General features: G+C 69.7%; 24 protein-coding genes. 16 read left to right on the top strand and 8 right to left on the bottom strand.

Going from position 1 to position 23,313, the window contains the following annotated elements; all coding sequences use genetic code 11:
* The first annotated feature begins 2 nt into the window (after positions 1-2).
* Complete coding sequence (locus WD026_RS09905; RefSeq protein ID WP_425723501.1) at positions 3-719, top strand: RNA polymerase sigma factor FliA; 717 nt, start codon at positions 3-5, stop codon at positions 717-719.
* An 8-nt stretch (positions 720-727) separates the two neighbouring features.
* Positions 728-2,635, top strand: coding sequence for a motility associated factor glycosyltransferase family protein (locus WD026_RS09900; protein ID WP_425723500.1), 1,908 nt, complete (start codon positions 728-730; stop codon positions 2,633-2,635).
* Positions 2,636-2,859: 224 nt separating this feature from the next.
* Here WD026_RS09900 and WD026_RS09895 read toward each other — a convergent pair whose 3' ends face one another.
* The 3 genes from WD026_RS09895 to flgA all read right to left on the bottom strand — a co-directional run bounded on the left by WD026_RS09895 (position 2,860) and on the right by flgA (position 4,570).
* The gene (locus WD026_RS09895) at positions 2,860-3,219 is read right to left on the bottom strand and encodes a hypothetical protein (RefSeq protein ID WP_425723499.1); all 360 of its coding nucleotides are present in this window, start codon (positions 3,217-3,219) and stop codon (positions 2,860-2,862) included.
* Between the two features lie 17 nt (positions 3,220-3,236).
* Positions 3,237-3,572 (bottom strand): flagellar biosynthesis anti-sigma factor FlgM, encoded by a 336-nt coding sequence (gene flgM, locus WD026_RS09890; RefSeq protein ID WP_425723498.1) that lies wholly within the window; start codon positions 3,570-3,572, stop codon positions 3,237-3,239.
* A gap of 242 nt (positions 3,573-3,814) precedes the next feature.
* A complete protein-coding gene (flgA, locus tag WD026_RS09885) occupies positions 3,815-4,570 on the bottom strand; it encodes a flagellar basal body P-ring formation chaperone FlgA (RefSeq protein ID WP_425723497.1) in 756 nt (251 codons plus the stop codon).
* Between the two features lie 468 nt (positions 4,571-5,038).
* Here flgA and WD026_RS09880 point away from each other — a divergent pair, with 468 nt between their 5' ends.
* The 13 genes from WD026_RS09880 (at position 5,039) to WD026_RS09820 (ending at position 17,362) form a co-directional block, all read left to right on the top strand.
* A complete protein-coding gene (locus tag WD026_RS09880) occupies positions 5,039-5,758 on the top strand; it encodes a hypothetical protein (RefSeq protein ID WP_425723496.1) in 720 nt (239 codons plus the stop codon).
* 139 nt (positions 5,759-5,897) lie between these two features.
* Positions 5,898-6,299, top strand: a complete 402-nt coding sequence (flgB, locus tag WD026_RS09875; protein ID WP_425723495.1) for a flagellar basal body rod protein FlgB — start codon at positions 5,898-5,900, stop codon at positions 6,297-6,299.
* An 11-nt stretch (positions 6,300-6,310) separates the two neighbouring features.
* Positions 6,311-6,715 carry a flagellar basal body rod protein FlgC gene (flgC, locus tag WD026_RS09870; RefSeq protein WP_425723494.1) on the top strand — a complete coding sequence of 135 codons (405 nt, stop codon included), beginning with the start codon at positions 6,311-6,313 and terminating at the stop codon, positions 6,713-6,715.
* Positions 6,716-6,726: 11 nt separating this feature from the next.
* Positions 6,727-7,392: a flagellar hook assembly protein FlgD gene (locus WD026_RS09865; protein WP_425723493.1), complete on the top strand. Its 666-nt coding sequence runs from the start codon at positions 6,727-6,729 to the stop codon at positions 7,390-7,392.
* A 40-nt stretch (positions 7,393-7,432) separates the two neighbouring features.
* On the top strand, positions 7,433-8,647 hold the full coding sequence (flgE, locus tag WD026_RS09860; protein ID WP_425723492.1) for a flagellar hook protein FlgE: 1,215 nt from the start codon (positions 7,433-7,435) through the stop codon (positions 8,645-8,647).
* A gap of 35 nt (positions 8,648-8,682) precedes the next feature.
* Entirely contained in the window at positions 8,683-9,420 is a 738-nt protein-coding gene (gene flgF, locus WD026_RS09855) for a flagellar basal-body rod protein FlgF (RefSeq protein ID WP_425723491.1), read from the top strand.
* 11 nt (positions 9,421-9,431) lie between these two features.
* The gene (gene flgG, locus WD026_RS09850) at positions 9,432-10,214 is read left to right on the top strand and encodes a flagellar basal-body rod protein FlgG (RefSeq protein ID WP_425723490.1); all 783 of its coding nucleotides are present in this window, start codon (positions 9,432-9,434) and stop codon (positions 10,212-10,214) included.
* 20 nt (positions 10,215-10,234) lie between these two features.
* Positions 10,235-10,903, top strand: a complete 669-nt coding sequence (locus WD026_RS09845) for a flagellar basal body L-ring protein FlgH (RefSeq protein WP_425723489.1) — start codon at positions 10,235-10,237, stop codon at positions 10,901-10,903.
* Between the two features lie 42 nt (positions 10,904-10,945).
* Complete coding sequence (locus WD026_RS09840; protein WP_425723488.1) at positions 10,946-12,085, top strand: flagellar basal body P-ring protein FlgI; 1,140 nt, start codon at positions 10,946-10,948, stop codon at positions 12,083-12,085.
* A complete protein-coding gene (gene flgJ / locus WD026_RS09835; protein ID WP_425723487.1) occupies positions 12,085-12,924 on the top strand; it encodes a flagellar assembly peptidoglycan hydrolase FlgJ in 840 nt (279 codons plus the stop codon). Before WD026_RS09840 ends, flgJ begins: the two co-directional genes overlap by 1 nt.
* 25 nt (positions 12,925-12,949) lie before the next feature.
* Complete coding sequence (flgK, locus tag WD026_RS09830) at positions 12,950-14,866, top strand: flagellar hook-associated protein FlgK (protein WP_425723486.1); 1,917 nt, start codon at positions 12,950-12,952, stop codon at positions 14,864-14,866.
* A gap of 29 nt (positions 14,867-14,895) precedes the next feature.
* Complete coding sequence (flgL, locus tag WD026_RS09825) at positions 14,896-16,116, top strand: flagellar hook-associated protein FlgL (protein WP_425723485.1); 1,221 nt, start codon at positions 14,896-14,898, stop codon at positions 16,114-16,116.
* A gap of 7 nt (positions 16,117-16,123) precedes the next feature.
* A complete protein-coding gene (locus WD026_RS09820) occupies positions 16,124-17,362 on the top strand; it encodes an HDOD domain-containing protein (RefSeq protein ID WP_425723484.1) in 1,239 nt (412 codons plus the stop codon).
* Between the two features lie 7 nt (positions 17,363-17,369).
* Here the strand turns inward: WD026_RS09820 and WD026_RS09815 are convergent, their stop codons facing one another.
* Positions 17,370-18,092 (bottom strand): nucleotidyl transferase AbiEii/AbiGii toxin family protein, encoded by a 723-nt coding sequence (locus tag WD026_RS09815; protein WP_425723483.1) that lies wholly within the window; start codon positions 18,090-18,092, stop codon positions 17,370-17,372.
* Positions 18,079-18,582, bottom strand: coding sequence for a helix-turn-helix domain-containing protein (locus WD026_RS09810; RefSeq protein ID WP_425723482.1), 504 nt, complete (start codon positions 18,580-18,582; stop codon positions 18,079-18,081). Before WD026_RS09810 ends, WD026_RS09815 begins: the two co-directional genes overlap by 14 nt.
* A gap of 74 nt (positions 18,583-18,656) precedes the next feature.
* Here WD026_RS09810 and queC point away from each other — a divergent pair, with 74 nt between their 5' ends.
* Entirely contained in the window at positions 18,657-19,373 is a 717-nt protein-coding gene (gene queC / locus WD026_RS09805; RefSeq protein ID WP_425723481.1) for a 7-cyano-7-deazaguanine synthase QueC, read from the top strand.
* On the opposite strand, the gene WD026_RS09800 is transcribed toward queC, so the two are convergent.
* From WD026_RS09800 to gspF, 3 genes are read right to left on the bottom strand one after another with little or no spacing between them, the layout of a single operon-like run.
* Positions 19,352-21,157 (bottom strand): ABC transporter ATP-binding protein/permease, encoded by a 1,806-nt coding sequence (locus WD026_RS09800; RefSeq protein ID WP_425723480.1) that lies wholly within the window; start codon positions 21,155-21,157, stop codon positions 19,352-19,354. The two genes, queC and WD026_RS09800, sit on opposite strands and share 22 nt — an antisense overlap.
* A 6-nt stretch (positions 21,158-21,163) precedes the next feature.
* Positions 21,164-22,060, bottom strand: coding sequence for a 5'-nucleotidase (locus WD026_RS09795; RefSeq protein ID WP_425723479.1), 897 nt, complete (start codon positions 22,058-22,060; stop codon positions 21,164-21,166).
* Positions 22,061-22,065: 5 nt separating this feature from the next.
* Positions 22,066-23,286, bottom strand: a complete 1,221-nt coding sequence (gene gspF, locus WD026_RS09790) for a type II secretion system inner membrane protein GspF (protein WP_425723478.1) — start codon at positions 23,284-23,286, stop codon at positions 22,066-22,068.
* Positions 23,287-23,313 lie beyond the last annotated feature (27 nt).

Here is a 23,313-nt window from a genome sequence, read left to right as displayed (position 1 = left end):
CGATGTACACCGCCAAAGGCACGCTCAACCGCGACGCCCAGCTGCGCCAATACGCCCCGCTGGTGCGCCGCCTGGCCCACCACATGATCGCCAAGCTGCCGCCCAGCGTGGAGCTGGATGACCTGATCCAGGTCGGCATGATCGGCCTGACCGAGGCGATTGCCCGCTTCGAGCCCTCGCAGGGCGTGCAGTTCGAGACCTTTGCCAGCCAGCGCATCCGCGGCGCCATGCTGGATGAGCTGCGCGACGGCGACTGGATGTCGCGCGGCTCGCGCAAGAGCCAGAAGGACATCGAGCAGGCCGTCAACCGGCTGCAGCAGAAGCTGCACCGCTCGCCCATGGAAAGCGAGATCGCCCAGGAAATGGGCATGAGCCTGGCCGACTACCAGAGCCTGCTGGCCAAGGTGCGCGGCACCCAGCTGGTGTACCTGGAAGACATCAGCGGCGGCTCGGACGACGACGACAGCTTCCTGGACCGCCACATGGGCGAGACCGAGGTCGACCCCTCGGCCGTGCTGCAGGACCAGCGCATGCGCATGGCCCTGGTGGCCGCCATCAAGGTGCTGCCCGAGCGCGAACAGCAGATCATGTCCATGTACTACGAGCACGACATGAACCTCAAGGAAATCGCTGCCGTGCTGGGCGTGACCGAATCGCGCATCTGCCAGCTGCACAGCCAGTCGATTGCCCGCCTGCGCGCCAAGCTGCGCGAGCACTGATGCCCGCCATGTCCACCGACCTGATCGACGCCCCGGCCGATGCCCGGGTCATCCTGCAGATGACCCGCCTGGCCACCACCGCCTCGCTGGCGGTCGAGTCCATCCAGCAGCAGCAGGTGCAGCAGGCGCGCCAGCGCATCGACAAGCTGCGCACCCAGTGGTCCACCCTGTCGCGGGGCGACGCCCGCCAGCTCGCGCCGCGCCAGACCCGGGTGCATTCCGACTCGGGCGTGGAGGCGGTCCACCACGGCGCCGAGGTGCTGGCCATCTGCAACCAGGTCATCCACGAGTGGACCCGCACCCGCTGCGAATCCGCCATGGCCCGCGCCGACGGCATGACCACCGAGGACTGGCAGTCCGTGCTCGACCACGCCCTGCCCATGAAGTGGAACTTCCAGTGCGACCTGCTGGTGGTTCACGGCCTGCTGCCCCAGCCCTTGGCCGACGCCCTGCGCGCCCGTGGTCAGCACCGCACCCTGCACCACCACCCCACAGCCCCCCGCACCGGCCTGCCCGGCGTGTTCGGCGTGACCGATGCCGATGCCGTCAACCGCCAGGTGGCCGCCATCCACCACTCCCTGCCCAAGCGCATGGCCAGCCTCGATCTGGCCGAAGGCGTGCTCACGCTGGAGCAGGTCGAGTCCACCAACCAGCAGGTGTCGCGGGCCATCCAGAACCTGCAGCTCAACCATGTGACGTGGCGCCGCCATGCCGAGCGCTGGATGAACCAGGGCCTGGGCAATCTGCGCGCCATCGCCGACGCACCCGACATCCAGCCGCTGGCCCGACGCTTCGCCGGCCTGCCGGCCATCGTGGTCTCGCCCGGCCCTTCGCTGGACAAGAACATCCAGCAGCTGCGCCGGGCCGAAGGCAAGGCGCTGCTGCTGGCGCCGCTGCAGGTGCTCAAGCGCCTGTTCCGCGAAGGCATCCGCCCCGACTTTGCCGTGGTGCTCGATGCCCAGGACCAGACCCAGGCACCCATCAATTTCCTGGAGGGCATCGACCCCGCCTGGATGCCCGACCTGCTGGCCAGCACCACCACCCACCCCAACGTGCTGGCGGCCTTCCCGCGCGTCAGCTTCTTTGCCTCCGACAGCCCGGTCGACCACCTGCTGGCCAACGCCCGCGCGCAGCGTCCGGCGTCGGTGGCGGCCGGCTCGGTGTCGATCTCGTGCCTGAAGCTGGCGCTCCATTGGGGCTGCTCGCCGGTCATGCTGGTCGGCCAGGATCTGGCATTCGCCGGCCAGCAGCGCTACGCCGCCGCCGCCGGCAGCGATGCCCACCCCATGCCCGCCTCGCCCCGTGTGCTGCCCGGCTACCACGGCGGCACCGTCCAGACCGCGCCCGACTATTTCCTGTTCCACCACCAGTTCCAGGAAATCGCCGCCGAAACCCGCCACACCCGCCCGGACGTGGTGCTGCTCAACTGCACCGAAGGCGGCGCCCGCATCGGCGGTTTCGACCAGCTCACGCTGGACGCCGCACTGTCCTGCCATGTGGACGCGCTGCCGGTGCGGGCCCATCCCGCCACGCTGCCGCCGCAGGCGCCCGAGCCGGGCCTGCACGCCGGCATGCAGCGCTGCCTGCGCCAGTACCTGCAGCGGGCCCGCGAAGGACTGCGCCTGGCCGATCAGGCCGATCGGCTGGCGTCCCGCGCCCATTCGGGCGGGCCGTCGGTGCGCCGCCAGCTCACCGAAGTGGACAAGGCCCTGCGCGAGGTGGTCCTGCAGCTCAAGCCCTGGATGCAGGACGCTGTCGAGGACATCGATGACGCCCTGACCGCCTGGGAAGCCTTCGACGACCTGGAGGACTACCTCCAGGGATCGCGCCGGTTCCGCGAAGCCTCGCGCGCCGGCCTGCGGGTGTTCGAGGCCCGGATCGACCAGGGCCTGGCCGGGCTCGACCGATCAGTCTGACGGGCTCGCCCCATCCCCCGGACCCCCATCACCACCCCGGACGACAGCGCCGCAGTGGCGCACCTGCCGGCCTCCCGCCAGGGACGCCGGCCGTGCCTGGGCATGATGAAACCTCACTGACGGGGAGGTTGCACCGCTGTTCTTCCGTGGGGTGTTTTCAAGCACCGGGCCTTGCAGCCTGGCGCGATGATCCCGGGATCGGCCCCGGGGTGTGCACGCGCCTGTCAGGCGCTGAGGTGGCCCCGGCTGGCCGGTGCGCGGCCCTGGCCCGAGCGGCCGTACACGGGGGCTGCGGCGGTTTGCGGGAGCAGGCTGGCCACGGCGCGCTGGCTCTGGGCCTGGGCGCGCAGCACGGCCTGGCGCAGCATGGCAAAGCGGCGGGCGGCGGTGGGCAGGTCCTTGGCCAGGGTGCTGCCCTCGGCCTGGAATTCGGCGGTGCGCGGGGCGTTGCCCAGAATGGCCTGCACCTGGGCGCTGGCGGCTTCCACAGCGATGGCGTCGCTGGCCAGCAGGGATTTTTCGAGTGCGTCCAGCGCGCCCTGCAGTTGCAGGATCCAGGGGTGGGAGAGGGCAACCGTGGGCATGGACATCACTCCTGTGATCAGGCGCTGCGGGCGCCGTTGAGCATTTCGGCCGCGTTGGCCAGCATCTTGTCGGCAATGGCCTCGGCGTTCACCTGGAAGGTGCCGTTGGCAATGGCCTGCTTCATGGCCTCGACCTTCTCGGCGTTGAACACATCGCTGCTGCCCGAACCGGTGGCCGACATGGACTGGGTGGCGCTGGACAGCGTCACCTGCACGCCCGCCTGCGGCCTGGCGGCCGCAGCCGACGACGCTGCACCGGCCGCAGCGGCTTCGCCGGCCGTGGTGGGGGTGGCCTTGTGCGGGCCGCCAGCCACCGAGCCAATGTAGGAATCCGGGGTTGATTCGATCTTCATGTCACGCTCCACACCCCCTGTTCGGGGGCTCTGTGCAGGAACTATCGTCTGTCCGGGCGGGAACTTGAGGCCTTTGCCGAGGTTTTTTGAGATTCGAGGCGCCGACGGGTCGCTCCGCCGGGCGGAAAGCGACCCACGGAAGGACTGTACGCACTGTGGCGCCGGTGCAAAACCGGGAACAGCGGGGAAAAAACCGGCCAGTTCGCGGATCGGGCCGGCGCCCGGACCCGCCAGGGGGGGGCTTACAGGTCGATGCTGACCGTCTGGTCCGGCCGCACGGTGCCGGTGACCACCCGGCCGTTGGGCAGGCGCACCCGGGCCGATTCGCCCACCCGGGCGGCGGCCACGGCCTGGCCGATGACGGCAATCGAGAAGCCGGCGCCGCCGCTGCTCACCTTGACCTGCGCACCGGCCTCGAAGGCCTGCGGGGCGCGCACCATGTTCTCGCGCAGCGGCTGGCCGGCCTGCAGGGGGTAGGCGGCCTGGTGGCCGATCCAGCGCTGGCTGGCGGCCAGCACCGGCGAGGGGTGGGCAGCCCAGTCCACCTCGGCCTGTTCGGCGTGGTCGGCGCTCAGGGTTTCGCCGGCCGGCACGTTGGCCTTCATCACCCAGGCCGGTCCCCAGGCTTTCACCGTGACCGGCACGAACACGTTCCAGCGGCTCACGCCGTCCACGCAGCGCAGGCCCACCTTGCTGCGGCCCCATAGCCGGGTGCCGGGGGGCAGGTAGGGTTCGATGGCGCCGCAGGGGGCCAGGCGCAGCCGGCTGTCGAGCTGGCCCATGACCACCTCGGGCCGCAGGGACACGCCGGCCTCGCCGCCCACCGACTGGCCGAGCGCGGGTTGCAGGAAGTCCTTGGCCATCTGCTCCAGGCCGCTGTGCGGGCCGGGCGCCGCCGGGGTCGACTGGGCCAGGGCCGCGGTGGCCGGAGCCAGCGCCAGGGCAAGCACCACGGCGGGTGCGTGAGGGAAGCGGATGGAGGGCAGACCGGTTTTCATGCCGCCACTGTAGGCGGGGACGCCGCCGGCCAAAGGCTGGAAAAGCGGTGGCATCACCGGCCGGTTCTCCGTGGGGTGATGGCATGCCACCTGTGTTGAATTGTTGATGGTTTGGTCTGGACTGCAGGGATCAGCCTGTCACCAAACGGAGGTGTCCGGTCCGGGCACGCCTTGTCCAACCCCTCCTCCCACTGCGCCGTGTTCCTCCATTCTTCTGCTCCGTCATCCCCCTCCGACGCCCCGGGTGCCACCGGCACGTCGTCCCCGCCGATCACCCCGCGAAGGGGTGCCAGCACCTGGCGAAAGTCCCGGTTGCTGACGCCCCCCAGCACGCGTCCGAACGACCGCCCCGGACACCAGACCCTGCCGCGGCTGGTGTTTCCGTTGCAGGAGCTGTCGCACAGTGCACCGGAACCGCCGGTCAGCCCGTCGGGCGAGCCCCCGACCCGGTCGCCCAGAAAGTCGCCCTTGTCGCCCACGTCGGCCCACTCGCCCCGCAAGCACAAGCCCAGGAACCGCAGCACCCCCGACAAGGGGCCACCCACCGCCCCGCCAGGCCCCGATCCTCACTGGGCCATTGCGGCCCGCCTGTACCTGGACGGACTGGGCGCCCTGCTGGACGACCAGGGCGACGATGTGCAGGAGCCGCTGTCGCCCGAGGTGGCCCGGGCCTGGGCCGCCCATCTGGCGGGTCGCCGACCCGTCCAGTTGTCGTTCTTCCTGGAGGAAGGCCCGGAGCGGTTGCAGGCCATGGGGCTGTCCGCAGCGCACGCACAGGTTCGGGCCACCCTGCACCGGCTGACCCACCCGGCGCGGGTGCCTTCGGCCCACGACTGGCAATCGGCGCTGGCGGTGCAGGCGGTGCTGCTGGAAGAGCGGCTGTGTGCGCTGGAGCCTGCCCCCATGGCGGCCTGGCTGCAGCAGGTGCACGAAACGCTGTTGCGCCCCACGGCCGATCCCCGCAGCGCCGACGATGTGAAGTGGCTGCTGCGGGTGCTGGCCGCCGTGGCCGCCCACGAGGTCTTCCAGTCCCAGGGCTGGCTGGGCGGCTCCGCCGAGGCCCTGGCGCTGCGCCATGCGGTGACCGATCTGCTGCGGGACCTGGATGTCATCGTCCGGCGCTGTCCCGACGCGGACGATGCAGCCCGGGTGGAGCTGGCCCACCTGGCGTCCCGGGTCCGGCTCTGAGCCGCTGAAGGGAAGAAACAGGGGGGCAAGACCCCCTTTGTTCGGGGGATTGGTCACCCTCAAGAATTCCCACAATCACCTCGAACCCCCGTCCGTGCGTGCGCCGGGCGGGCCCGATTCCCACCGTTTCGAGGTGACCATGCTTGAACAGATGACCGCCCGCCTGGACTTCCATGCGAATGCGCTGGTCCTGCGCTCGCAGCGCCAGCAGGTGCTGGCCAGCAACATCGCCAACGCCGACACCCCGGGCTACGTGGCCCGCGATTTCGACTTTGCCCAGGCGCTGCGCAACGTGTCGGGTGCGCCCGCCCGTGGCGACGTGGCCCTGACCGACGCCCGCCACATCCGCAGCGGCACCAGCGATCCGCGCGATCCCAAGCTGGGCTATTCGGTGCAGACCCAGCCCAGCCAGGACGGCAACACCGTGGACCTGGACCGCGAGCGTGCGGCGTTTGTGGACAACAGCATCCGCTACGAGTCCACCCTGCGCTTCATCAACGGGCATGTGAAGACCATGCTCAGCGCCATCACCGGCCAGTAAGGAGGGACACCATGTCCATGTTCGGCATCTTCAATGTCTCGGGCAGCGCGATCAGTTCGCAGGCCCAGCGGCTCAACGTGGTGGCCAGCAACCTGGCCAACGCCGATGCGGTGGCCGGCCCCGACGGCCAGGCCTACAAGGCGCGCCAGGTGGTGTTCCAGTCCGTCGACATGGGCGGCAAGGCGAATGCCGGCGTGAAGGTGCGCGACATCAACGAGAACCAGGCCCCGGGCCGCCGCGAACACAACCCCACCCATCCCAGCGCCGACGCCGAAGGCTATGTGACGCACTCCAACGTGAACCCGGTGGAGGAGATGGTCAACATGATTTCGGCCTCGCGTTCGTACCAGAACAACGTCGAGGTGATGAACACCGCCAAGTCCCTGCTGCTCAAGACGCTGCAGATGGGCAGTTAAGGAGCAACACCATGATGCTGGCCCAACCCCTGGACCTCACCAATCTCGGCTCTGCCGTCGGCAGTTCCACCGCCAAGGCGGCCACGGCACAGACCGATGCCACCGCCACCCAGGACCGGTTCCTCAAGCTGCTGGTCGCGCAGCTGAACAACCAGGACCCGATGAACCCGATGGACAACGCGCAGATGACCACGCAGATGACGCAGATCAACACGGTCAGCGGCATCCAGCAGCTCAACGAGACGCTCAAGGGCATGGCCAGCCAGTTCGGGCTCATGCAGTCGCTGCAGGGCACCAGCCTGATCGGCCGCGAGGCCCTGGTGGCCGGCACCCAGTTCGGTTTCGACGGCACGGTGGGCAAGGCGGCCTTCCGCATCGACGGGCCGGCGTCCTCGGTGCAGGTGGACGTGCTGGACAAGGCCGGTGGCGTGATCGACACCATGGACTTCGGCGCACTCACCGCCGGCCAGCATTCCTTCAACTGGGACGGCACCGGCATCGACCCGACCCGCGTGGCCGGCTTCAAGGTGCGTGCCGCCAACGGCGGCCAGCCGGTCAATGCCACCAGCTACAGCCGCCTGACCGTCACCTCCACCGGCCTGAACAACGGTGCCATGAGCCTGCAGCTGCAGGACGGCCGCAGCCTGGCGTACGACCAGGTCAGCAGCTTCATGTGACGCCCCATAACCCACCCATTCATCCCCGAAGGACACTCCCATGGCATTCCAGCAAGGACTCTCCGGCCTGAACAGCGCGAGCAAGAACCTCGACGTCATCGGCCACAACATCGCCAACGGCAACACGGTGGGCATGAAGGCCTCGCGCGCCGAATTCGGCGAGCTCTATGCCAGCTCCGTCAATGCGGCCGGCGGCGTGAACTCCGGCATCGGCGTGGCCATGACGGCCGTGACCCAGTCGTTCACCCAGGGCAACATCACCGTCACCGGCGGCGACCTGGACGTGGCCATCAACGGCTCCGGCTTCTTCGAGCTCACCATGCCCAACGGCGGCACCGCCTACAGCCGCGCCGGTCAGTTCAAGCTGGACCGCAACGGTGGCATCGTCACCAACATGGGCGCCCAGCTCATGGGCTATCCCACCGACGAGACCGGCAACCGCCTGAGCTTCGAGACCGGCCCGCTGACCCTGCCCACCGGCGGCCCCATCCCGGCCCGCCAGACCGCCGGCATCACGGCCGAGTTCAACCTGGATGCGCGCGCCACGGTGTACGACGCCGCCACCAACACCCCGCCCATCTCCACCTACGGCACCTCGCTCATCGGCTACGACGCGCAGGGCATCGAGGTGCCGGTCTCCATGGCCTTCACCAAGACCGGCAACAACGCCTGGCGCGTCTACACCAGCGGCGACGGCTCGGCGATCGACCCGGCGACCAGCCCGTTCATCGACGTGACATTCAACACCGACGGCACCTTCAACACCGTCACGCCCGACCCGGCCACGGTGGCCATGAGCTCGGCCAACGGTCCCTTCACCGCCACCCTGAACCTGGACGAGATCACCCAGTTCGGCACCAGCTTCGCGGTGACCAACCTCACCCAGGACGGCTACCAGCCCGGCCAGTTCATCGGCCTGAAGATCGGCGAGAACGGTGTGGTGACCGGCCAGTACTCCAACGGCCAGACCCGTGCGGCCGGCCAGGTGGCGCTGGTGAACTTCCGCAACGCGCAGGGCCTGCAGCCCACCGGCGGCGGCAACTGGCAGGCCACCTTTGCCTCCGGCGAGGCGCTGCACGGCGAGCCGGGTACCGGCAACTTCGGTGCGCTGCGTTCGGGTGCGCTGGAGGACTCCAACGTCGACATCACCGCCGAGCTGGTCAACATGATGACCGCCCAGCGCGCCTACCAGGCCAACGCCCAGACCATCAAGACGCAGGACCAGGTGCTCACCACCCTGCTCAACATGCGCTGAAACCCGGCCTGACCCTCTGATCCGCAGGAGTCCCCATGGACCGCATGATCTACACCGCCATGACCGGCGCCAGCGCGGCCCAGTACCGGCAGCAGGTGCTGGCCAACAACCTGGCCAACGTGTCCACGCCCGGTTTCCGGGCCGAGATGTCCACCTTCCGCGCCGTGCCGGTGCGGGGCGACGGCGCCAGCACCCGGGTGTTCTCGGTGGAAGCCACCGCCGGCCATTCCGACCTGCCGGGCTCCATCAGCCAGACCGGCCGCAACCTGGATGTGGCGGCCAAGGGCAACGCCTACTTTGCGGTGCAGGCCCTGGACGGCACCGAGGCCTACACCCGCGCCGGTTCGCTGGAGGTCAACCCCGACGGCACCCTGGTGGGCGCATCGGGCCTGCCCATGCTGGGCGACGGCGGCACCATCACCATCCCGGCCAATGCGCGGGTGGACATTGCCGCCGACGGCACGGTGAGCGCCCGCGTGGGCAACGAGCCGGGCCAGGTGGTGGGGCGCCTGAAGATGGTCACGCCCGATGCCGACAACCCGATCAAGCGCAGCGAGGACGGCCTGTTCCGCGCACCGGGCGGCGATCCGCTGCCGGCCAGCGATGTGGCCCTGCTGCAGGACGGCGCCCTGGAGGGCTCCAACGTGAACCCCATTGAAGCCATGGTCGGGATGATCGCCGTGGCCCGCCAGTTCGAGGTGCAGATGCGCATGCTGCAGAACGGCGAGAAGAACGACCAGACCGCCAGCCAGCTGCTGAGCCTCAACGGATAAAGGACACCGCCATGATCAATTCCCTGATGATTTCCAAGACCGGCATGACGGCGCAGCAGACCCAGCTCGACGTCATCTCGAACAACCTGGCCAACGTCTCCACCAACGGCTTCAAGCGGTCCAACGCGGTCTTCGAAGACCTCATGTACCAGAACCTGCGCCAGGTGGGCGCCAACTCGGCCCAGCAGGCCGAGCTGCCCACCGGCCTGCAGGTCGGCCTGGGTGTGCGCACCGTGGCCACCTCGCGCTCGTTCACCCAGGGCAGCCTGCAGCAGTCGGGCAATGCGCTGGACGTGGCCATCAACGGCCAGGGCTTCTTCCAGGTGCAGATGCCCGACGGCACCACCGCCTATACCCGCGACGGCTCGTTCCAGCTCAATGCCCAGGGCCAGCTGGTCACCAACAGCGGCTATCCGCTGAGCGCCGGCATCACGTTGCCGGCCGACACCACCAGCATCACCATCTCGGGCGACGGCATCGTCAGCGCCAAGCTGCCCGGCACCACCGCACCGGCCCAGGTGGGCGTGCTGGAGCTGGCCAACTTCATCAACCCGGCCGGCCTGGAGCCGCTGGGCCAGAACCTCTACCGCGAGAGCGTGGCCTCGGGCAACCCCATCAACGGCAACCCCGGCACCGCCGGCATGGGCAACCTGATGCAGGGCTTCAACGAAGCCTCCAACGTGAACGTGGTGCAGGAACTGGTCACCATGATCCAGACCCAGCGCGCCTACGAGATGAATTCCAAGGCCATCCAGACGTCCGACCAGATGCTGCAGCGTCTGAGCCAGCTCTGATCTTCCTGTCGAGGTATCCCATGCAACGCCTTGCTCTCGTGCTGTGTGCCACCGCCCTGCTGGCCGGCTGCGAATCCATGCAACCCAAGGTGGACGTCGCCGCCACCAAACCGGTGGAATACGCCCAGGCCCCGCAGGCCCAGGGTGTGCCCAGCGGCAGCCTGTTCCGCCCGGCCACCTACCGACCGGGTTTCGAGGATGCGCGGGCGCGGCTGCCGGGCGACATCGTCACCATCCAGATCACCGAGCGGGTCACCGCCAGCCAGAACTCGTCGGCCTCCATCGACCGCAGCGCGGATGTGTCGGCCGGCATCACGGCCTTCCCGTTCCTCAAGGGCGCCACGCTGGGCAAGCTCGATGTGGGTGCCCAGTCGGACAACAAGTTCTCGGGCGACGGCAAGAACCAGGCCAACAACACCTTCAACGGCTCCATCACCGCCACGGTGCAGGAAGTGCTGCCCAACGGCCACCTGCTGGTGGTGGGCGAGAAGCAGATCGGCGTGAACGCCAACGTGGATGTGATGCGCTTCTCCGGCACCATCGATCCGCGCACCATCCGCCCGGGCAACGTGGTGGCTTCCACCCAGGTGGCCAATGCCCGCATCGAGTCGCGCAACCGCGGCGCGCAGGGCGACGCGATGGTAATTGGCTGGTTGGCGCGGTTCTTTTTGAGCGTTATCCCGTTCTGATCCCTGCCCACAATGGGGCTGTCTTCCATCGGGTGTACTGAGATGAATATCGTCCCTCTGCTGCAGAACTTGAGCCGCTTCCTCACGCTGGCGGTGCTCACCGCCACCGCCGTGGCAGCCGCCCTGCCGGCAGCGGCGCAGTCCATCCGCGTCAAGGAAATCGCCGCCGTGCAGGGCGTGCGCACCAACCAGCTCACCGGCTATGGCCTGGTGGTCGGCCTGGACGGCACCGGCGACCAGACCACCCAGATGCCCTACACCAGCCAGGGCATGGCCAACTACCTGCAGCAGCTGGGCCTGACCCTGCCGCCGGGCGTGAACCCGCAGTTCAAGAACATCGCGGCGGTGCTGGTCACCGCCGAGCTGCCGGCGTTCGCGCAGCCGGGCCAGGCCATCGACGTGACCGTGTCGTCCATGGGCAATGCCAAGTCGCTGCGCGGCGGCACGCTGATCGCCACGCCCCTGAAGGGCGCCGACGGCGAGATCTATGCGCTGGCCCAGGGCAACCTGCTGGTCGGCGGCGCCGGCGCATCGGCCGGTGGCAGCAAGGTGCAGATCAACCACCTGAGCGCCGGCCGCATTCCCGGCGGCGGTCAGGTCGAGCGCGCCGTGGCCACGCCGTTCGCCCTGGGCGAGACCATCGACCTGGGTCTGCAGAGCAACGACTTCACCACCGCCAGCCGCGTGACCGATGCCATCAACAAGGCCTTCGGCGCCGGCACCGCCAGCGCGGTCGATGGCCGGGTGGTGCGCCTGCGTGCCCCGGCCGACCCCAACAGCCGCGTGGCCTTCCTGGCCCGGGTGGAAGACGTTCGGCTGGATGCCGCCATCCCCACCGCCAAGGTGGTCATCAATTCGCGCACCGGCTCCATCGCCATGAACCAGGCCGTCACCCTCGGCCCGTGTGCCGTGGCCCACGGCAACCTGTCGGTGAGCATCAGCTCCACCCCCGTGATCAGCCAGCCCAACCCGCTGTCCAACGGCCAGACCGTGGTGACCGAGCAGGCCAGCATCCAGATCAGCCAGGACAAGGGTTCGCTGATCCAGATGGGCCCGGCCGCGCAGCTGTCGGATGTGGTCAAGGCCCTCAACAGCCTGGGCGCCACGCCGCAGGACCTGCTGGCCATCCTGCAGGCCATCAAGGCCTCGGGCGCCCTCAATGCCGAGCTGGAGGTGATCTGATGAACACCAGCCCGCTCATGCCCTCCGGCCTGGCGGCCGATCCCACCTCGCTGGGTGGGCTCAAGGCGCTGGCGGGTCAGGGTCAGGACCGTGCCGCCCTCAAGGAGGCGGCCAAGCAGTTCGAATCGCTCTTCATGCGCGAGCTCATCAAGAGCATGCGCGAGGCCACGCAGAAGTCCGGCATGATGGACAGCGAAGGCGAGAACCTGGGCACCGACCTGCTGGACCAGCAGCTCTCGGTCAGCCTGGCCGGCATGCCCGGCGGCCTGTCCGAAGCCATCGAGCGCCAGCTCGGCCGGCAGATGCAGGGCGCCAGCCCCGCCGCACCGGCTGTGCCCAGCACGCTGGACAAGGCGGCCACCGGCCCGCGCCAGGCCGATTTCGTGAACCGCCACACCGCGGCGGCCGCCCAGGTGGAGCGCGAGGCCGGCATCCCGGCCAGCTTCATGATCGGCCAGGCCGGTCACGAGACCGGCTGGGGCCGCAGCGAGATCCGCCATGCCGACGGCACCCCGTCCTTCAACCTGTTCGGCATCAAGGCCGGCCCGGGCTGGAAGGGCAAGGTGGCCGAGATCACCACCACCGAATACATCAACGGCGAGCCGCGCAAGGTCAAGGCGAAGTTCCGGGCCTACGACAGCTATGCCGACTCCTTCCGCGACTACGCCCGCCTGATCGGCAACAGCCCGCGCTACGAAGAAGCCATGGCCCAGCGCCATTCGGTCAAGGGCTTTGCCACCGCCCTGCAGCGCGGCGGCTACGCCACCGACCCGGCCTACGCCGCCAAGCTCAGCCGCGCCATCAACACCACCCTGAGCCTGCAGCGCGCCCAGGCCTGAGCCCACCGGCACCCGCGAGACCGCCATGTCCTCCCTCAACATCGCCACCCGTGCGCTCAATGCCAACCTGTCTGCCCTGCAGGTGATCGGCCACAACATCGCCAACGTCAACACCGAGGGCTATTCGCGCCAGACGGTGCAGCTGCAGAGCTCGGGCTACCAGGCCATGGGCAGCGGCTACTTCGGCAAGGGCGTGGAGATCGCCACGGTGGAGCGCACCCACAGCGCCTACCTCACCGGCGAGGCCCGTGCCACCAGCTCCACCGCCGCGGCCGACAGCGTGCGCCTGGCGCGGCTGCAGCAGCTGGAGTCGGCCTTTCCCATGGGCGAGAACGGCCTGGGCACGGCGCTCAACAGCATGCTCAATGCCTGGAACGACGTGACCTCGGCCCCCAGCAACCTGACCGCCCGGGTGGTGACGATCGCCCGCGCCGACGAGTTCGCCAGCCGCCTGCGCAACACCGCCGGCCAGCTCGACCTGCTCAAGCAGGGCACCGAGCTGCAGGTGCAGACCACGGTGGACTCCATCAACCGCCTGGCCAAGGACCTGGCCTCGGTCAACCAGCGCATCATCGAGAACGCCGGTGGCGCCCACACCCCCAACGACCTGCTCGATTCGCGCGACCAGCTGCTCGCCGAGATGAGCAAGCTGGTCAAGATCGCCACCGTGCCCGGCGAGAGCGGCACCGTCAACGTCTTCGTGGGCGGCAGCCAGCCCCTGGTGCTGGGCGCACAGCCGGCCCGGCTGGCGGTCACCCGTGACCCGGTGGACACCTCCCGCATCCAGGTGTCCTTCCAGCAGGGCAACACCCAGTCGGACCTGAATCTGGCGGCCCTGGGCGGCGGCGAACTGGCCGGCATGGTGCGTTTCCTGAACGAAGACCTGGCCGCCGCACAGAACCAGATCGGCCGCATGGCCCTGGCCACCGCCACCATCGTCAACGACCAGCACGCCCTCGGCGTGGACCTGACCGGTCAGCCCGGTCAGGCCTTCTTTGCGCCCACGCCGCCCATCGCGGCCATTGCCGCGCCGGCCAACACCGGCACCGCCGCCTTCAGCGTGACGGTGACCGATGCCACCGCCCTCAAGGCGTCGGACTACGACATCCGTGCCGAGGCCGGCGGCCTGCGCATCGTGCGGCTGTCAGACAACACCATGACCCCGCCGGCCGGCAACCCGCCGCTGGCCACCGGCGCCCTGCCCATCGAGGTGGACGGCCTGACCTTCACCCTGGACAGCGGCACCGTGGGCGCCACCGACCGGTTCCGGGCCCGCCCGTTCGAGGCGGCCGCGCGCAACATCCAGGTGGCCATCGGCGCGCCCGACAAGCTGGCCGCCGCCAGCCCGGTGGCGGTGACCCCGGGCACCACCAACAGCGGCAGCCTGGCGGTGGAGAGCCTGTACGCCACCGCGCCGGACGCCAACCTGACCAGCCCGGTCAGCATCACCTTCGGTGCCAACGGCACCTACACGCTCAGCGGTGCCAGCATCGCCAACCCGGCCACGGTCTACAACTACGCGCCGGGCGAGCCCATCCAGGTCAATGGCTGGAGCCTGACCCTGCGTGGCGCGCCCACGGCGGGCGACACCTTCGCGGTGCAGGCCTCGCCGGCCAACGGCCTGGCCCAGAACGCCGGCAACGCGAGTGCCGTGCTGGGCCTGCGCGATCTGGCCACCTTCGACGGCGTGTCGCTCTCCGACGGCTATGTGAGCCTGTTCTCCGACATCGGCACCCGGGTGCAGGGCGCGCAGTTCGCGGCCGAGTTCTCCGGCAATGTGGCGGCCACCGCCGAGGCCGCCCGTGCCGGCGTGGCCGGCGTCAACCTCGACGAGGAAGCCGCCCGGCTGCTGCAGTTCCAGCAGGCCTACCAGGCGTCGGCCAAGTTCCTGCAGATCGCGCAGAGCACCTTCGACAGCCTGCTGCAGACCGTGGGCCGCTGAGCGGTCCGAGTTTCAGGGGGAGACCCAACATGCGCATCGCCACCGCCAACAACTACGACTCCACCATCAAGGTCCTGGCCGACCGCCAGGCCCAGCTGGCCCAGCAGCAGGAGCGCCTGGCCACCGGCAAGCGCGTGCTGCGCGCCAGCGACGATCCGGTGGCCGCCACCCTGTCGGAGGCCGCCCGCAACCGGCTGGCCCGCGCCGAGGCCGATCAACGTGCGCTGGAGGCTTCCCGCACCAGCCTGCAGCAGGCCGAGAGCGGCCTGGCCGAATCGGGCGAGCTGATCCAGCGGGTGCGCGACCTGCTGGTCACGGCCGGCAACGCCGGCTTCACCGACAGCGAACGCGAGGACGTGGCCCGCCAGCTCGAAGGCCTGCGCGAACAGATGATCGCCGTGGCCAACCGCACCGACAGTTCCGGGCGCACCCTGTTTGGTGGCCTGGGCGGCGCCGCCACGCCCTTCGTGGACCTCTACACCCCCAGCGGCAACGGCGTCACCTTCAATGGCCAGCGCGGCCAGGCAGCAGCGGCCAACACCGCGCTGCCGCAGGCGCTGGACGGCGAATCCATCTGGATGCAGGTGCCGCAGGGCAACGGCCGCTTCGTGGTGAGCCTGCCCAACAGCAACACCGGTGCGGCCAGCACCAGCATGGGCGAGGTGATCGACCCGGCCAGCTACACCGGCGGCGACTACCGCATCAGCTTCAATCAGGTGGCCGGCCAGATGCAGTACACCGTGATCGACGTCACCAACGGCAACACGCCGCTGGCCAGTCACACCGGCGTACCTTACGAGCCGGGCAAGGCCGTACAGTTCGGTGGCATGAGCTTCACCATCAGCGGACAGCCCGCCAGCGGCGATGCCATCGACATCGAAGGCTCGCCCCCGCGCTCCGACATCTTCTCCATCGTGCAGAACGCCGTCGATGCGCTGCGCTACAACGGCACCAACGAATCGGCCCACCGCAACCAGGAACTGGCCCGCGCCATGACCGAGGTCGACGCCAGCCATGACCGGGTGCTGCTGGCGCGCGGCCGCGTGGGCGAACTGCTCAACCGTGCCGACTCGCTGGGCAGCCTGCTCGAAGGCCGGGCCTTCGACAACAAGACCGAGGATTCCCGCCTGACCGACATCGATCTGGTCAAGGGCATCTCGGACTTCCAGACCCAGCAGCAGGGCCTGGAGGCCGCCATCAAGAGCTATGCCCAGGTGCAGAAGCTCTCGCTGTTCTCCATGATCGGCTGAGGTGTCCGTGCTCAACACGCAGTCGGTGCTCGACAGTCTGGCCCTGGCCTACGAGCCGGTGTGGGCGCCCGACCGCCATCTGGTGGCGGCCCGCCTGCACCTGCACCCGGTCACGCCCACCGGGGTGGACGCGGCCCATTTCATGGAACTGCTGGGCGAGCACTGGCCCGAAGAGGCGCCCACGCTCATCCTGTCCATCGCATCGCCGCGCCTGCTGCTGCAGACCCTGGCGGTCGATCCGGTGCACAACACCTGCATCGAGGTGCCGGCCGACCTGTTTGCCCGCGCCGACACCGCCGCGCGCCTGTCGATTGCGGTGCGCCGCGGCCACCGGCTGGTGTGCCGCACGCCCTGGTCGGATCTGCACGGCCCCGGCATGGACAGCGTCGATGCCCGGCCGCTGGTGCACCTCACGGCCGACGAGGCCCAGCGCCTGCTGGCGCCCGTGGCGCCGGGCCGCGCCGCGCCGCAGCTGCCGCCAGGCCTCATCGTCGGCGGTGCCGACACCCGCACCCTGGTGCGCCACCTGATCGAGCAGCAGTCGGTGCACGGCGTGATCGGCTGGCCCGAAGACGATGTGCTGGCCTCGCACCGCCACCACCCCATCAGCTACGACCGCGACATCCTGCATGCGGTGCTGGCCGCCATCGACGACGACGACTGCTCGGTCGAGCGCCTGGAGCGCCTGGTGCGCCAGGACGCGGTGCTGGTCTACCGGCTGCTGCTGCTGGTGAATTCGGCGGTGTACGGCAACCGGCGCGAGATCGGCTCGCTGCGCCACGCGCTGATGATGCTGGGCTTTCGCGAACTGGGTCGCTGGGTGACCGAACAGATCACCGAGGTCGAGCCCGACCCCGACCTGCACCCGGTGCGCCTGGCCATGGTCATGCGCGCCCGCCTGGCCCAGCACCTGCTCATGACCGGCTCGGACGACACCCTGCGCGCCGAGGTCTATGCCACCTCGCTCATGGGCGAGCTGGGCCGCCTGCTGCACCAGCCGCTGGCCACCCTGCTCAACAAGCTGCCGCTGCCGGGCCGCATCTTCGATGCGCTGCTGCGCCGCGACGGCCCGTACTTTCCGCTGGTGGACACCGCCCGCGCCCTGGGCCAGCCGGCCGAGATCGCCCGCATACCGCTGGTGTGCCGGGTGCACGACCTGTCGCTGGAAACCGCCAACCGCAGCCTGCTGCGCATGCTGGCCACCAGCCACAGCCATGCCGGGCGGCGCTCGGAGCGCATGACCTGAGCGTGGCTCAGTGGTCGGGCGGGCGCTGGTCGATCCGGGCCCGCCGCGCCATGTCCTGCTCCAGCCGGTCACGCAGGTCCACAAAGAAGTCGCGCAGCTCCGCCACCGGGGGCGGTTGTTCCAGCAGGCCGGCGTAGCCTTCGTCGCCCGCATCGGGGCGGCCCGAACACAGCCGCACCAGGGCCACGTCGAGCTTGCCGGGCACACCGGCCAGGTCGAAGGCGGCCTTGATGTCGATGGGCTGGAAGTGACCGTTGCGCAGCAGCACGTACAGGTCGAACCAGTCGCGCGACTTTGAGCGGTTGGCGCAGGCCAGGCACTTGAGGCGAAAGATCTCCTCCAGCGACGCCACCCGGGGGCGGTCGGGCGCTGCCGCCCGCAGCAGGTGGCGCAGTTCGTTGTCGGGGGCCAGCAGGGTGAGCTTGACGCGCTGGTCCGCCACGAAGTTCTGCTGGTAGTCCAGCAGGTCCAGGCCGCTGTCGAAGAACTCTTCCAGCGCCAGCGGGGAATCGTTCGGGCTGAGCGGCCAGCCCTGCGCTGCCAGCCGCCGCTGCAATGCCTGGATGCGGGCGCGCGGCAGGCGGGGACCGTCGAACGCAAAGTCCAGGTCTTCGCTCAGCCGGTGGTGCAGGTGCAGGCTGAGGGCGGTGCCGCCGATCAGCACGAAGCCGCCCAGCGCCGGCTCCTGCTGCAGCAGGTCCCACAGGGCCTGGGTGTCAGGACGCAGCATCGCGCCAGCCTTTCTCGATGTTGTCCAGCTTGCGCTGCACCTCCCGCCGCGCCCGCGCCGGCAGGGTGGGCGCCACCTGCTGCCATTGCGCCAGCACCTTGCCCAGTCCGTGGCCGATGACGGCCTGCAGCAGCAGGTCGAACCGGCCATGGGCCAGCGCATTGCGCACCAGCGCCTCGGCCGGCGCATCCGGGTTGGACCAGGCCAGACCCCATTGCGGTTCGGCCAGCGGCGATCGGGCCACCGGTGGCGGATTCACGGATGGGTTCGGTGGTGTGGTGTCGTACCGCTGACCCGGCCGCAGCGCCAGTTCCAGCCCTACCACCCCCGCCAGCGCCTGCAGGCTGCTCAGGTCCAGCGTGCCCCGCCGCTTGGCCCGCGACACCGTTTCCGGCCGCAGGCCGGCGCGCTCGGCCAGTTGCCGCTGGTCCAGGCCCTGGGCGCGGGCGGCCTGGAGAAGGGTGTCGACGAGGTTGACCTGTATTGACATCAAAATCAATCATTCAAAATATTGATTGAAAAGTCAATCGCCGGTGAATCACCGTGCCCCGTACCATCTCGCCCATGCCCGACATCACCCGCCACACCCGCGCCCTGGTCCTGTTCTCCGGCGGCCAGGATTCCACCACCTGCCTGGCCCATGCGCTGGAGCGCTTCGAACACGTCGAAACCCTGGGTTTCGATTACGGACAACGCCACCATGTGGAGCTGCAGGCCCGCCTGAACGTGCTGCGTGAACTGCGCGAACGTTTCCCGCACTGGGCCGCCCGCCTGGGCGAGGACCATGTGCTCGACCTCGCCGTGCTGGGCGCCGTGTCCGACACCTCGCTCACCCGCGACGTGGCCTTCCGCATGGAGGCCAGCGGCCTGCCCAACACCTTCGTGCCCGGCCGCAACCTGCTGTTCCTGACGCTGGCCGCGGCGCTGGCCTACCGGCGCGGCATGACGGTGCTGGTGACCGGCGTGTGCGAGACCGACTTCTCCGGTTACCCCGACTGCCGCGACGACACCATGAAGGCCCTGCAGGTGGCGCTGACCCTGGGCATGGACCACCGCTTCCTGATCGACACGCCGCTGATGTGGATCGACAAGGCCGACACCTGGCGCATGGCCGAGCAGCTGGGCGGGAAGGGTCTGGTGGACCTGATCGTGGAGCACAGCCACACCTGCTACCTGGGCGACCGCACCCACCGCCACGACTGGGGCTGGGGCTGCGGCAGCTGCCCGGCCTGCGAGCTGCGCGCGCGGGGCTGGGCGGCTTACGCCGAGGCCACGCGGTAACGCGGCGAATCCGGCTGCCCGTCGCCGGGCAACAGCGTCCACTGCCGGTTGTGGAAGGCAGCCACGGCCGGGCGGTGGGCAATCGATATCAGGGCACCGTTCTGGGCCTGCACCAGCGCCTGCAGGCGTTCGTACAGTGCGGCCTCGGCGGCCGGGTCGAGCGCGCTGGTGGCTTCGTCCACGAACAGCCAGCGCGGCTGCTTGAGCAGGGCCCGCGCGGCGGCCAGGCGCTGCTGTTCGCCGCCCGAGAGCTTCTGCCCCCAGCTGTCCACCTCGTCCAGCCGCGCCCCCAGGTCCGGCAGCAGGGCATCGCTGAGGGCCTGGCGCAGCTGCGCATCGCTGTAGCGCTCGGCCGGCTCGGGGTAGGCCAGGGCATCGCGCAGCGGGCCGTTGGGGAAGTAGGGCCGCTGCGGCAGGAACATGGCGCGCGCGGCAAAGTCGGCCGGCAGCCGCAGCTGCCGCTGCGCCCAGGGCCAGATGCCGGCCAGCCCCCGGAACAGGGTGGACTTGCCGCTGCCCGACGGGCCTTGCAGCAGCACCCGGTCACCGGCTGACAGGCTCAGACCGGCCACGCCCAGCAGGGCCACGCCGCCGGGCAGGGCCAGGTCCATGCGGTCCACGGCCAGGGTGTCGCCGGTCGAGCCGGTCGGGGCGGCTGCGGTGTCGGTGGTCTGCAGGGCCTGGAAGCTCTCCTCGAAGCTGGTGATGCGGTCGGTGGTGGCGCGCCAGGCGGCCAGGCTGCTGTAGTTGTCCACGAACCACGAGAGCGCGTCCTGCACCCGGCCGAAGGCCGAGGCGATCTGGATCAGCTCGCCGAGCTGGATGGCGCCGCTGAAGAAGCGGGGTGCGGCCACGATGAAGGGAAACACCACGGCCGCCTGACCGAAGCCCACGGTGAACCAGGTCAGCCGCTTCTGCGCGTTGATGAGCTGCAGGTAGTTGGAGAGCACCGCCTGGAAGCGCTGCCCCAGGTGGCGGCGCTCCACCGGTTCGCCCCGGTCCAGCGCGATGGATTCGCTGTACTCGCGCACCCGCACCAGGTGGTGGCGGAAGTCGGCTTCGAACCGCTGCTGGCGGAAGTTCAGCCCGATCTGCGGCCGCCCGATGTAGTGGGTGATGACGCTGCCGGCCACGCAATACACCACCGCCATCCAGACCATGAAGCCCGGGATGTCCCAGCTCTGGCCGTTGAAGTGGAAGGCAAAGCTGCCCGAGAGCGACCACAGGATGCCCACGAAGCTGACCAGCGTGACCACCGCATTGAGCAGGCCCATGGACAGGCTCACCGAGTAGCTGGTGAACAGGTTCATGTCTTCGGCAATGCGCTGGTCCGGGTTGTCGGGCGGGGCGTCGGTGCCGCGGGCATGGCGCTGGAGTTCGAGCTGGTAGAAGCGCTGCTGGGTGAGCCAGCGGTCCAGGTAGTGGCCGGTCATCCAGGCGCGCCAGCGCATCTCCAGCAGCTGGGTCAGGTAGAAGCGGTAGACGGCGATCAGGATGAAGCCGAAGGCCAGGTACGTGAAGCGGCCGAGCTCGCGCCAGAAGACCTCGGCGTCCTTGTTCTGCAGCGCGTCGTAGAACACCCGGTTCCACTCGTTGATCTGCACCAGCATGTAGACCGCGCCCAGGTTGAGCGCCACGATGGCCGCCAGCAGGCCCCGGGCCTTCCACTTCTCCTCGGAGCTGAAATACGGTGCGGTGAGGCGGGCGACCTTGCCGGCGAACTCGCGGAACGCGCGCCAGCGCGACATCTTCACGGACGGTGCAACGGACGGATCGGCTGTCATGGGACCTCAGGGGTTGGCGATGCCGCTGACCACATGCCCGGCGGGCACATGGCGGGCGGCCGACTCGATGTGGCGGGTCTGATCGTCGAAGAAGAAGTCGGGTTCAAAGGCGCGCAGGAATTCGCCCTTGTCCATGCCGCCCAGGAACATGGCCTCGTCCACCTCGATGTTCCAGTCCATCAGGGTGCGGATGGCGCGCTCGTGCGCCGGTGCGCTGCGGGCGGTGACCAGCGCGGTGCGGATGCGCATGTGCGGCGTGCCCTCGGCCTGCAATCTGTGCAGGGCCTGGAGCAGCGGCTTGAACGGCCCGCCCGGCAGGGGCTGAGTCGCCTTGGCCGATTCGTGCTGCTGGAAGGCCGGCAGGCCCTGGGCCTGGTAGACCTGTTCGGCTTCGTCGGAGAACAGAACCGCGTCGCCGTCGAAGGCGATGCGCACTTCGTTGGGGTAGGTGTTGAGCGCACGCGCCGCGTGGGTGGCCACGGTGGCGGCCGGGAAGCCCATGTTGAGGGCCGCGCGCACGTCGGCCGCATTGGCCGAGAGGAACAGGTTGGCCTTGAGCGGGGCCAGGTAACGCCAGGGGTCGCGGCCGCGGGTGAACACGCCGCGCTGCACCTGCAGGTCGTGGTCCTTGACCGAGCGGAACACCCGCAGGCCCGACACCGGGTCGTTGCGCGAGAGCATGACCACCTCGACCCGCTGGTTGTCGGCGTCGTTGAAGCTCAACAGCTTGCGGATGAGCGAGAAGGCCACGCCCGGGTGGGCGGGTTCGTCGAGCTTCTCCAGCTGCAGCCGCATGTAGGCGCGGTCGTCGCCCTTTTCGAACAGGTGGTTCTCGGCTTCGAAGTCGAACAGGGCGCGCGAGGAGATCGCCACCACCAGTTTGCCGTCCAGCGAAACGCCCATGGGATTCAGGTCACAAGTTGGTTGAGCTGGATGATGGGCATGAGCACCGCCAGCACGATGAGCATCACGATCAGGCCCATGCCCACGATGAGCAGGGGCTCCAGCAGGGTGGCCAGGTTGAGCGAGCGGCGCTGCACCTCGGCGCCCAGCTGGTCGGCAGCGCGCTGCAGCATGGCCGGCAGTTCGCCGGTCTGTTCGCCCAGGCGGGCAAACAGCACAAGCAGCGGCGGAAAACGCTGCTGGCTGGCCAGGGCCGAGGCCAGCGGCGCACCTTCACGCACCAGCACCAGCGCGGCCAGGGCGTCGGCCCGCAGCGCCTGGTTGTGCAGGGTCTCGGCCGCGGTCTGCAGCGCCCGCAGGATGGGCACGCCCGCGCCGGCCAGCATGGCCAGCGTGGCCGCAAAACGGGCGGCGTTGTAGCCCCGCGCAATGCGCCCGGCCAGCGGCAGGCGCAGCCAGGCCTGGTCCATGCGCAGCCGCAAGGCGCTCTGGCGGCGGGCCAGCTTGACGCCGATGCCACCGGCCACCAGCAGGCCCAGCAGCAACCAGCCCCAGCTGCGCACGAAGCCGCTGATGCCCAGCATCACCACGGTCAGCAGCGGCAGGGCGCGCTGGCTGCCCTCGAACACGCTGGCCACCTGCGGCACCACATAGGCCACCAGGAACACCACGATCACCACCGCCACCAGGGTGACGATGGCCGGGTAGAGCGATGCCGCGATCAGCTTGTTGCGCAGGGCCTCGCGGGCCTCCAGGTCGTCGGCCAGCCGGTCCAGCACGGCGGCGAGCTGGCCGCTCTGTTCACCGGCGGCAATGACCGCGCAGTACGACGCGGAGAATTCCTGCGGGTGGTCGGACAGGCTGCGGGCGAACGACGCGCCGCCGTTCACCTCGGCACGCAGCACCGCCACCAGGCGCTGCTGGCGCGGGTCTTCGGCTTCGTCGCCCAGGGCGGCCAGGGCGCGTTCCAGCGGCAGGCCGGCGCCCACCAGGCCGGCCAGCTGCCGGGTCCACACGGCCAGGCCGGTGGCGTTGAAGACCCGCCGGCCGGGCACCGTGCGGCCCGCCCCGTCGGCCTCGTTGCCGGCCTTGGCCGGCTCCACCGCCAGCGGCACCAGCGAGCGCGCGCGCAGCAGCGCACGGGCGGCGCGCGCGGTGTCGGCGTCGATCAGGCCGCTGCGGGTCTGGCCCTGCTCGTCCAGGGCTTCGAAGGAGTAGGCGGGCATCCGGGCATGTTAGCGCGGCTGCGTGAC

Source organism: Hydrogenophaga sp. R2, from assembly GCF_049843595.1.
Lineage (GTDB): Bacteria > Pseudomonadota > Gammaproteobacteria > Burkholderiales > Burkholderiaceae_C > Hydrogenophaga.
Note: the sequence above shows the minus strand (reverse complement) of the source record. Positions and strands in the feature narration are given on the sequence as shown.

What these genes read in the sequence shown, in the direction of transcription:
- WD026_RS09905 (WP_425723501.1), top strand. Translation starts at nt 3, where the DNA reads ATGTACACCGCCAAAGGCACGCTCAACCGCGACGCCCAGCTGCGCCAA.
- WD026_RS09900 (WP_425723500.1), top strand. Translation starts at nt 728, where the DNA reads ATGTCCACCGACCTGATCGACGCCCCGGCCGATGCCCGGGTCATCCTG.
- WD026_RS09895 (WP_425723499.1), bottom strand. Translation starts at nt 3,219, where the DNA reads ATGCCCACGGTTGCCCTCTCCCACCCCTGGATCCTGCAACTGCAGGGC.
- flgM (WP_425723498.1), bottom strand. Translation starts at nt 3,572, where the DNA reads ATGAAGATCGAATCAACCCCGGATTCCTACATTGGCTCGGTGGCTGGC.
- flgA (WP_425723497.1), bottom strand. Translation starts at nt 4,570, where the DNA reads ATGAAAACCGGTCTGCCCTCCATCCGCTTCCCTCACGCACCCGCCGTG.
- flgB (WP_425723495.1), top strand. Translation starts at nt 5,898, where the DNA reads ATGCTTGAACAGATGACCGCCCGCCTGGACTTCCATGCGAATGCGCTG.
- flgC (WP_425723494.1), top strand. Translation starts at nt 6,311, where the DNA reads ATGTCCATGTTCGGCATCTTCAATGTCTCGGGCAGCGCGATCAGTTCG.
- WD026_RS09865 (WP_425723493.1), top strand. Translation starts at nt 6,727, where the DNA reads ATGATGCTGGCCCAACCCCTGGACCTCACCAATCTCGGCTCTGCCGTC.
- flgE (WP_425723492.1), top strand. Translation starts at nt 7,433, where the DNA reads ATGGCATTCCAGCAAGGACTCTCCGGCCTGAACAGCGCGAGCAAGAAC.
- flgF (WP_425723491.1), top strand. Translation starts at nt 8,683, where the DNA reads ATGGACCGCATGATCTACACCGCCATGACCGGCGCCAGCGCGGCCCAG.
- flgG (WP_425723490.1), top strand. Translation starts at nt 9,432, where the DNA reads ATGATCAATTCCCTGATGATTTCCAAGACCGGCATGACGGCGCAGCAG.
- WD026_RS09845 (WP_425723489.1), top strand. Translation starts at nt 10,235, where the DNA reads ATGCAACGCCTTGCTCTCGTGCTGTGTGCCACCGCCCTGCTGGCCGGC.
- WD026_RS09840 (WP_425723488.1), top strand. Translation starts at nt 10,946, where the DNA reads ATGAATATCGTCCCTCTGCTGCAGAACTTGAGCCGCTTCCTCACGCTG.
- flgJ (WP_425723487.1), top strand. Translation starts at nt 12,085, where the DNA reads ATGAACACCAGCCCGCTCATGCCCTCCGGCCTGGCGGCCGATCCCACC.
- flgK (WP_425723486.1), top strand. Translation starts at nt 12,950, where the DNA reads ATGTCCTCCCTCAACATCGCCACCCGTGCGCTCAATGCCAACCTGTCT.
- flgL (WP_425723485.1), top strand. Translation starts at nt 14,896, where the DNA reads ATGCGCATCGCCACCGCCAACAACTACGACTCCACCATCAAGGTCCTG.
- WD026_RS09815 (WP_425723483.1), bottom strand. Translation starts at nt 18,092, where the DNA reads ATGCTGCGTCCTGACACCCAGGCCCTGTGGGACCTGCTGCAGCAGGAG.
- WD026_RS09810 (WP_425723482.1), bottom strand. Translation starts at nt 18,582, where the DNA reads ATGTCAATACAGGTCAACCTCGTCGACACCCTTCTCCAGGCCGCCCGC.
- queC (WP_425723481.1), top strand. Translation starts at nt 18,657, where the DNA reads ATGCCCGACATCACCCGCCACACCCGCGCCCTGGTCCTGTTCTCCGGC.
- WD026_RS09800 (WP_425723480.1), bottom strand. Translation starts at nt 21,157, where the DNA reads ATGACAGCCGATCCGTCCGTTGCACCGTCCGTGAAGATGTCGCGCTGG.
- WD026_RS09795 (WP_425723479.1), bottom strand. Translation starts at nt 22,060, where the DNA reads ATGGGCGTTTCGCTGGACGGCAAACTGGTGGTGGCGATCTCCTCGCGC.
- gspF (WP_425723478.1), bottom strand. Translation starts at nt 23,286, where the DNA reads ATGCCCGCCTACTCCTTCGAAGCCCTGGACGAGCAGGGCCAGACCCGC.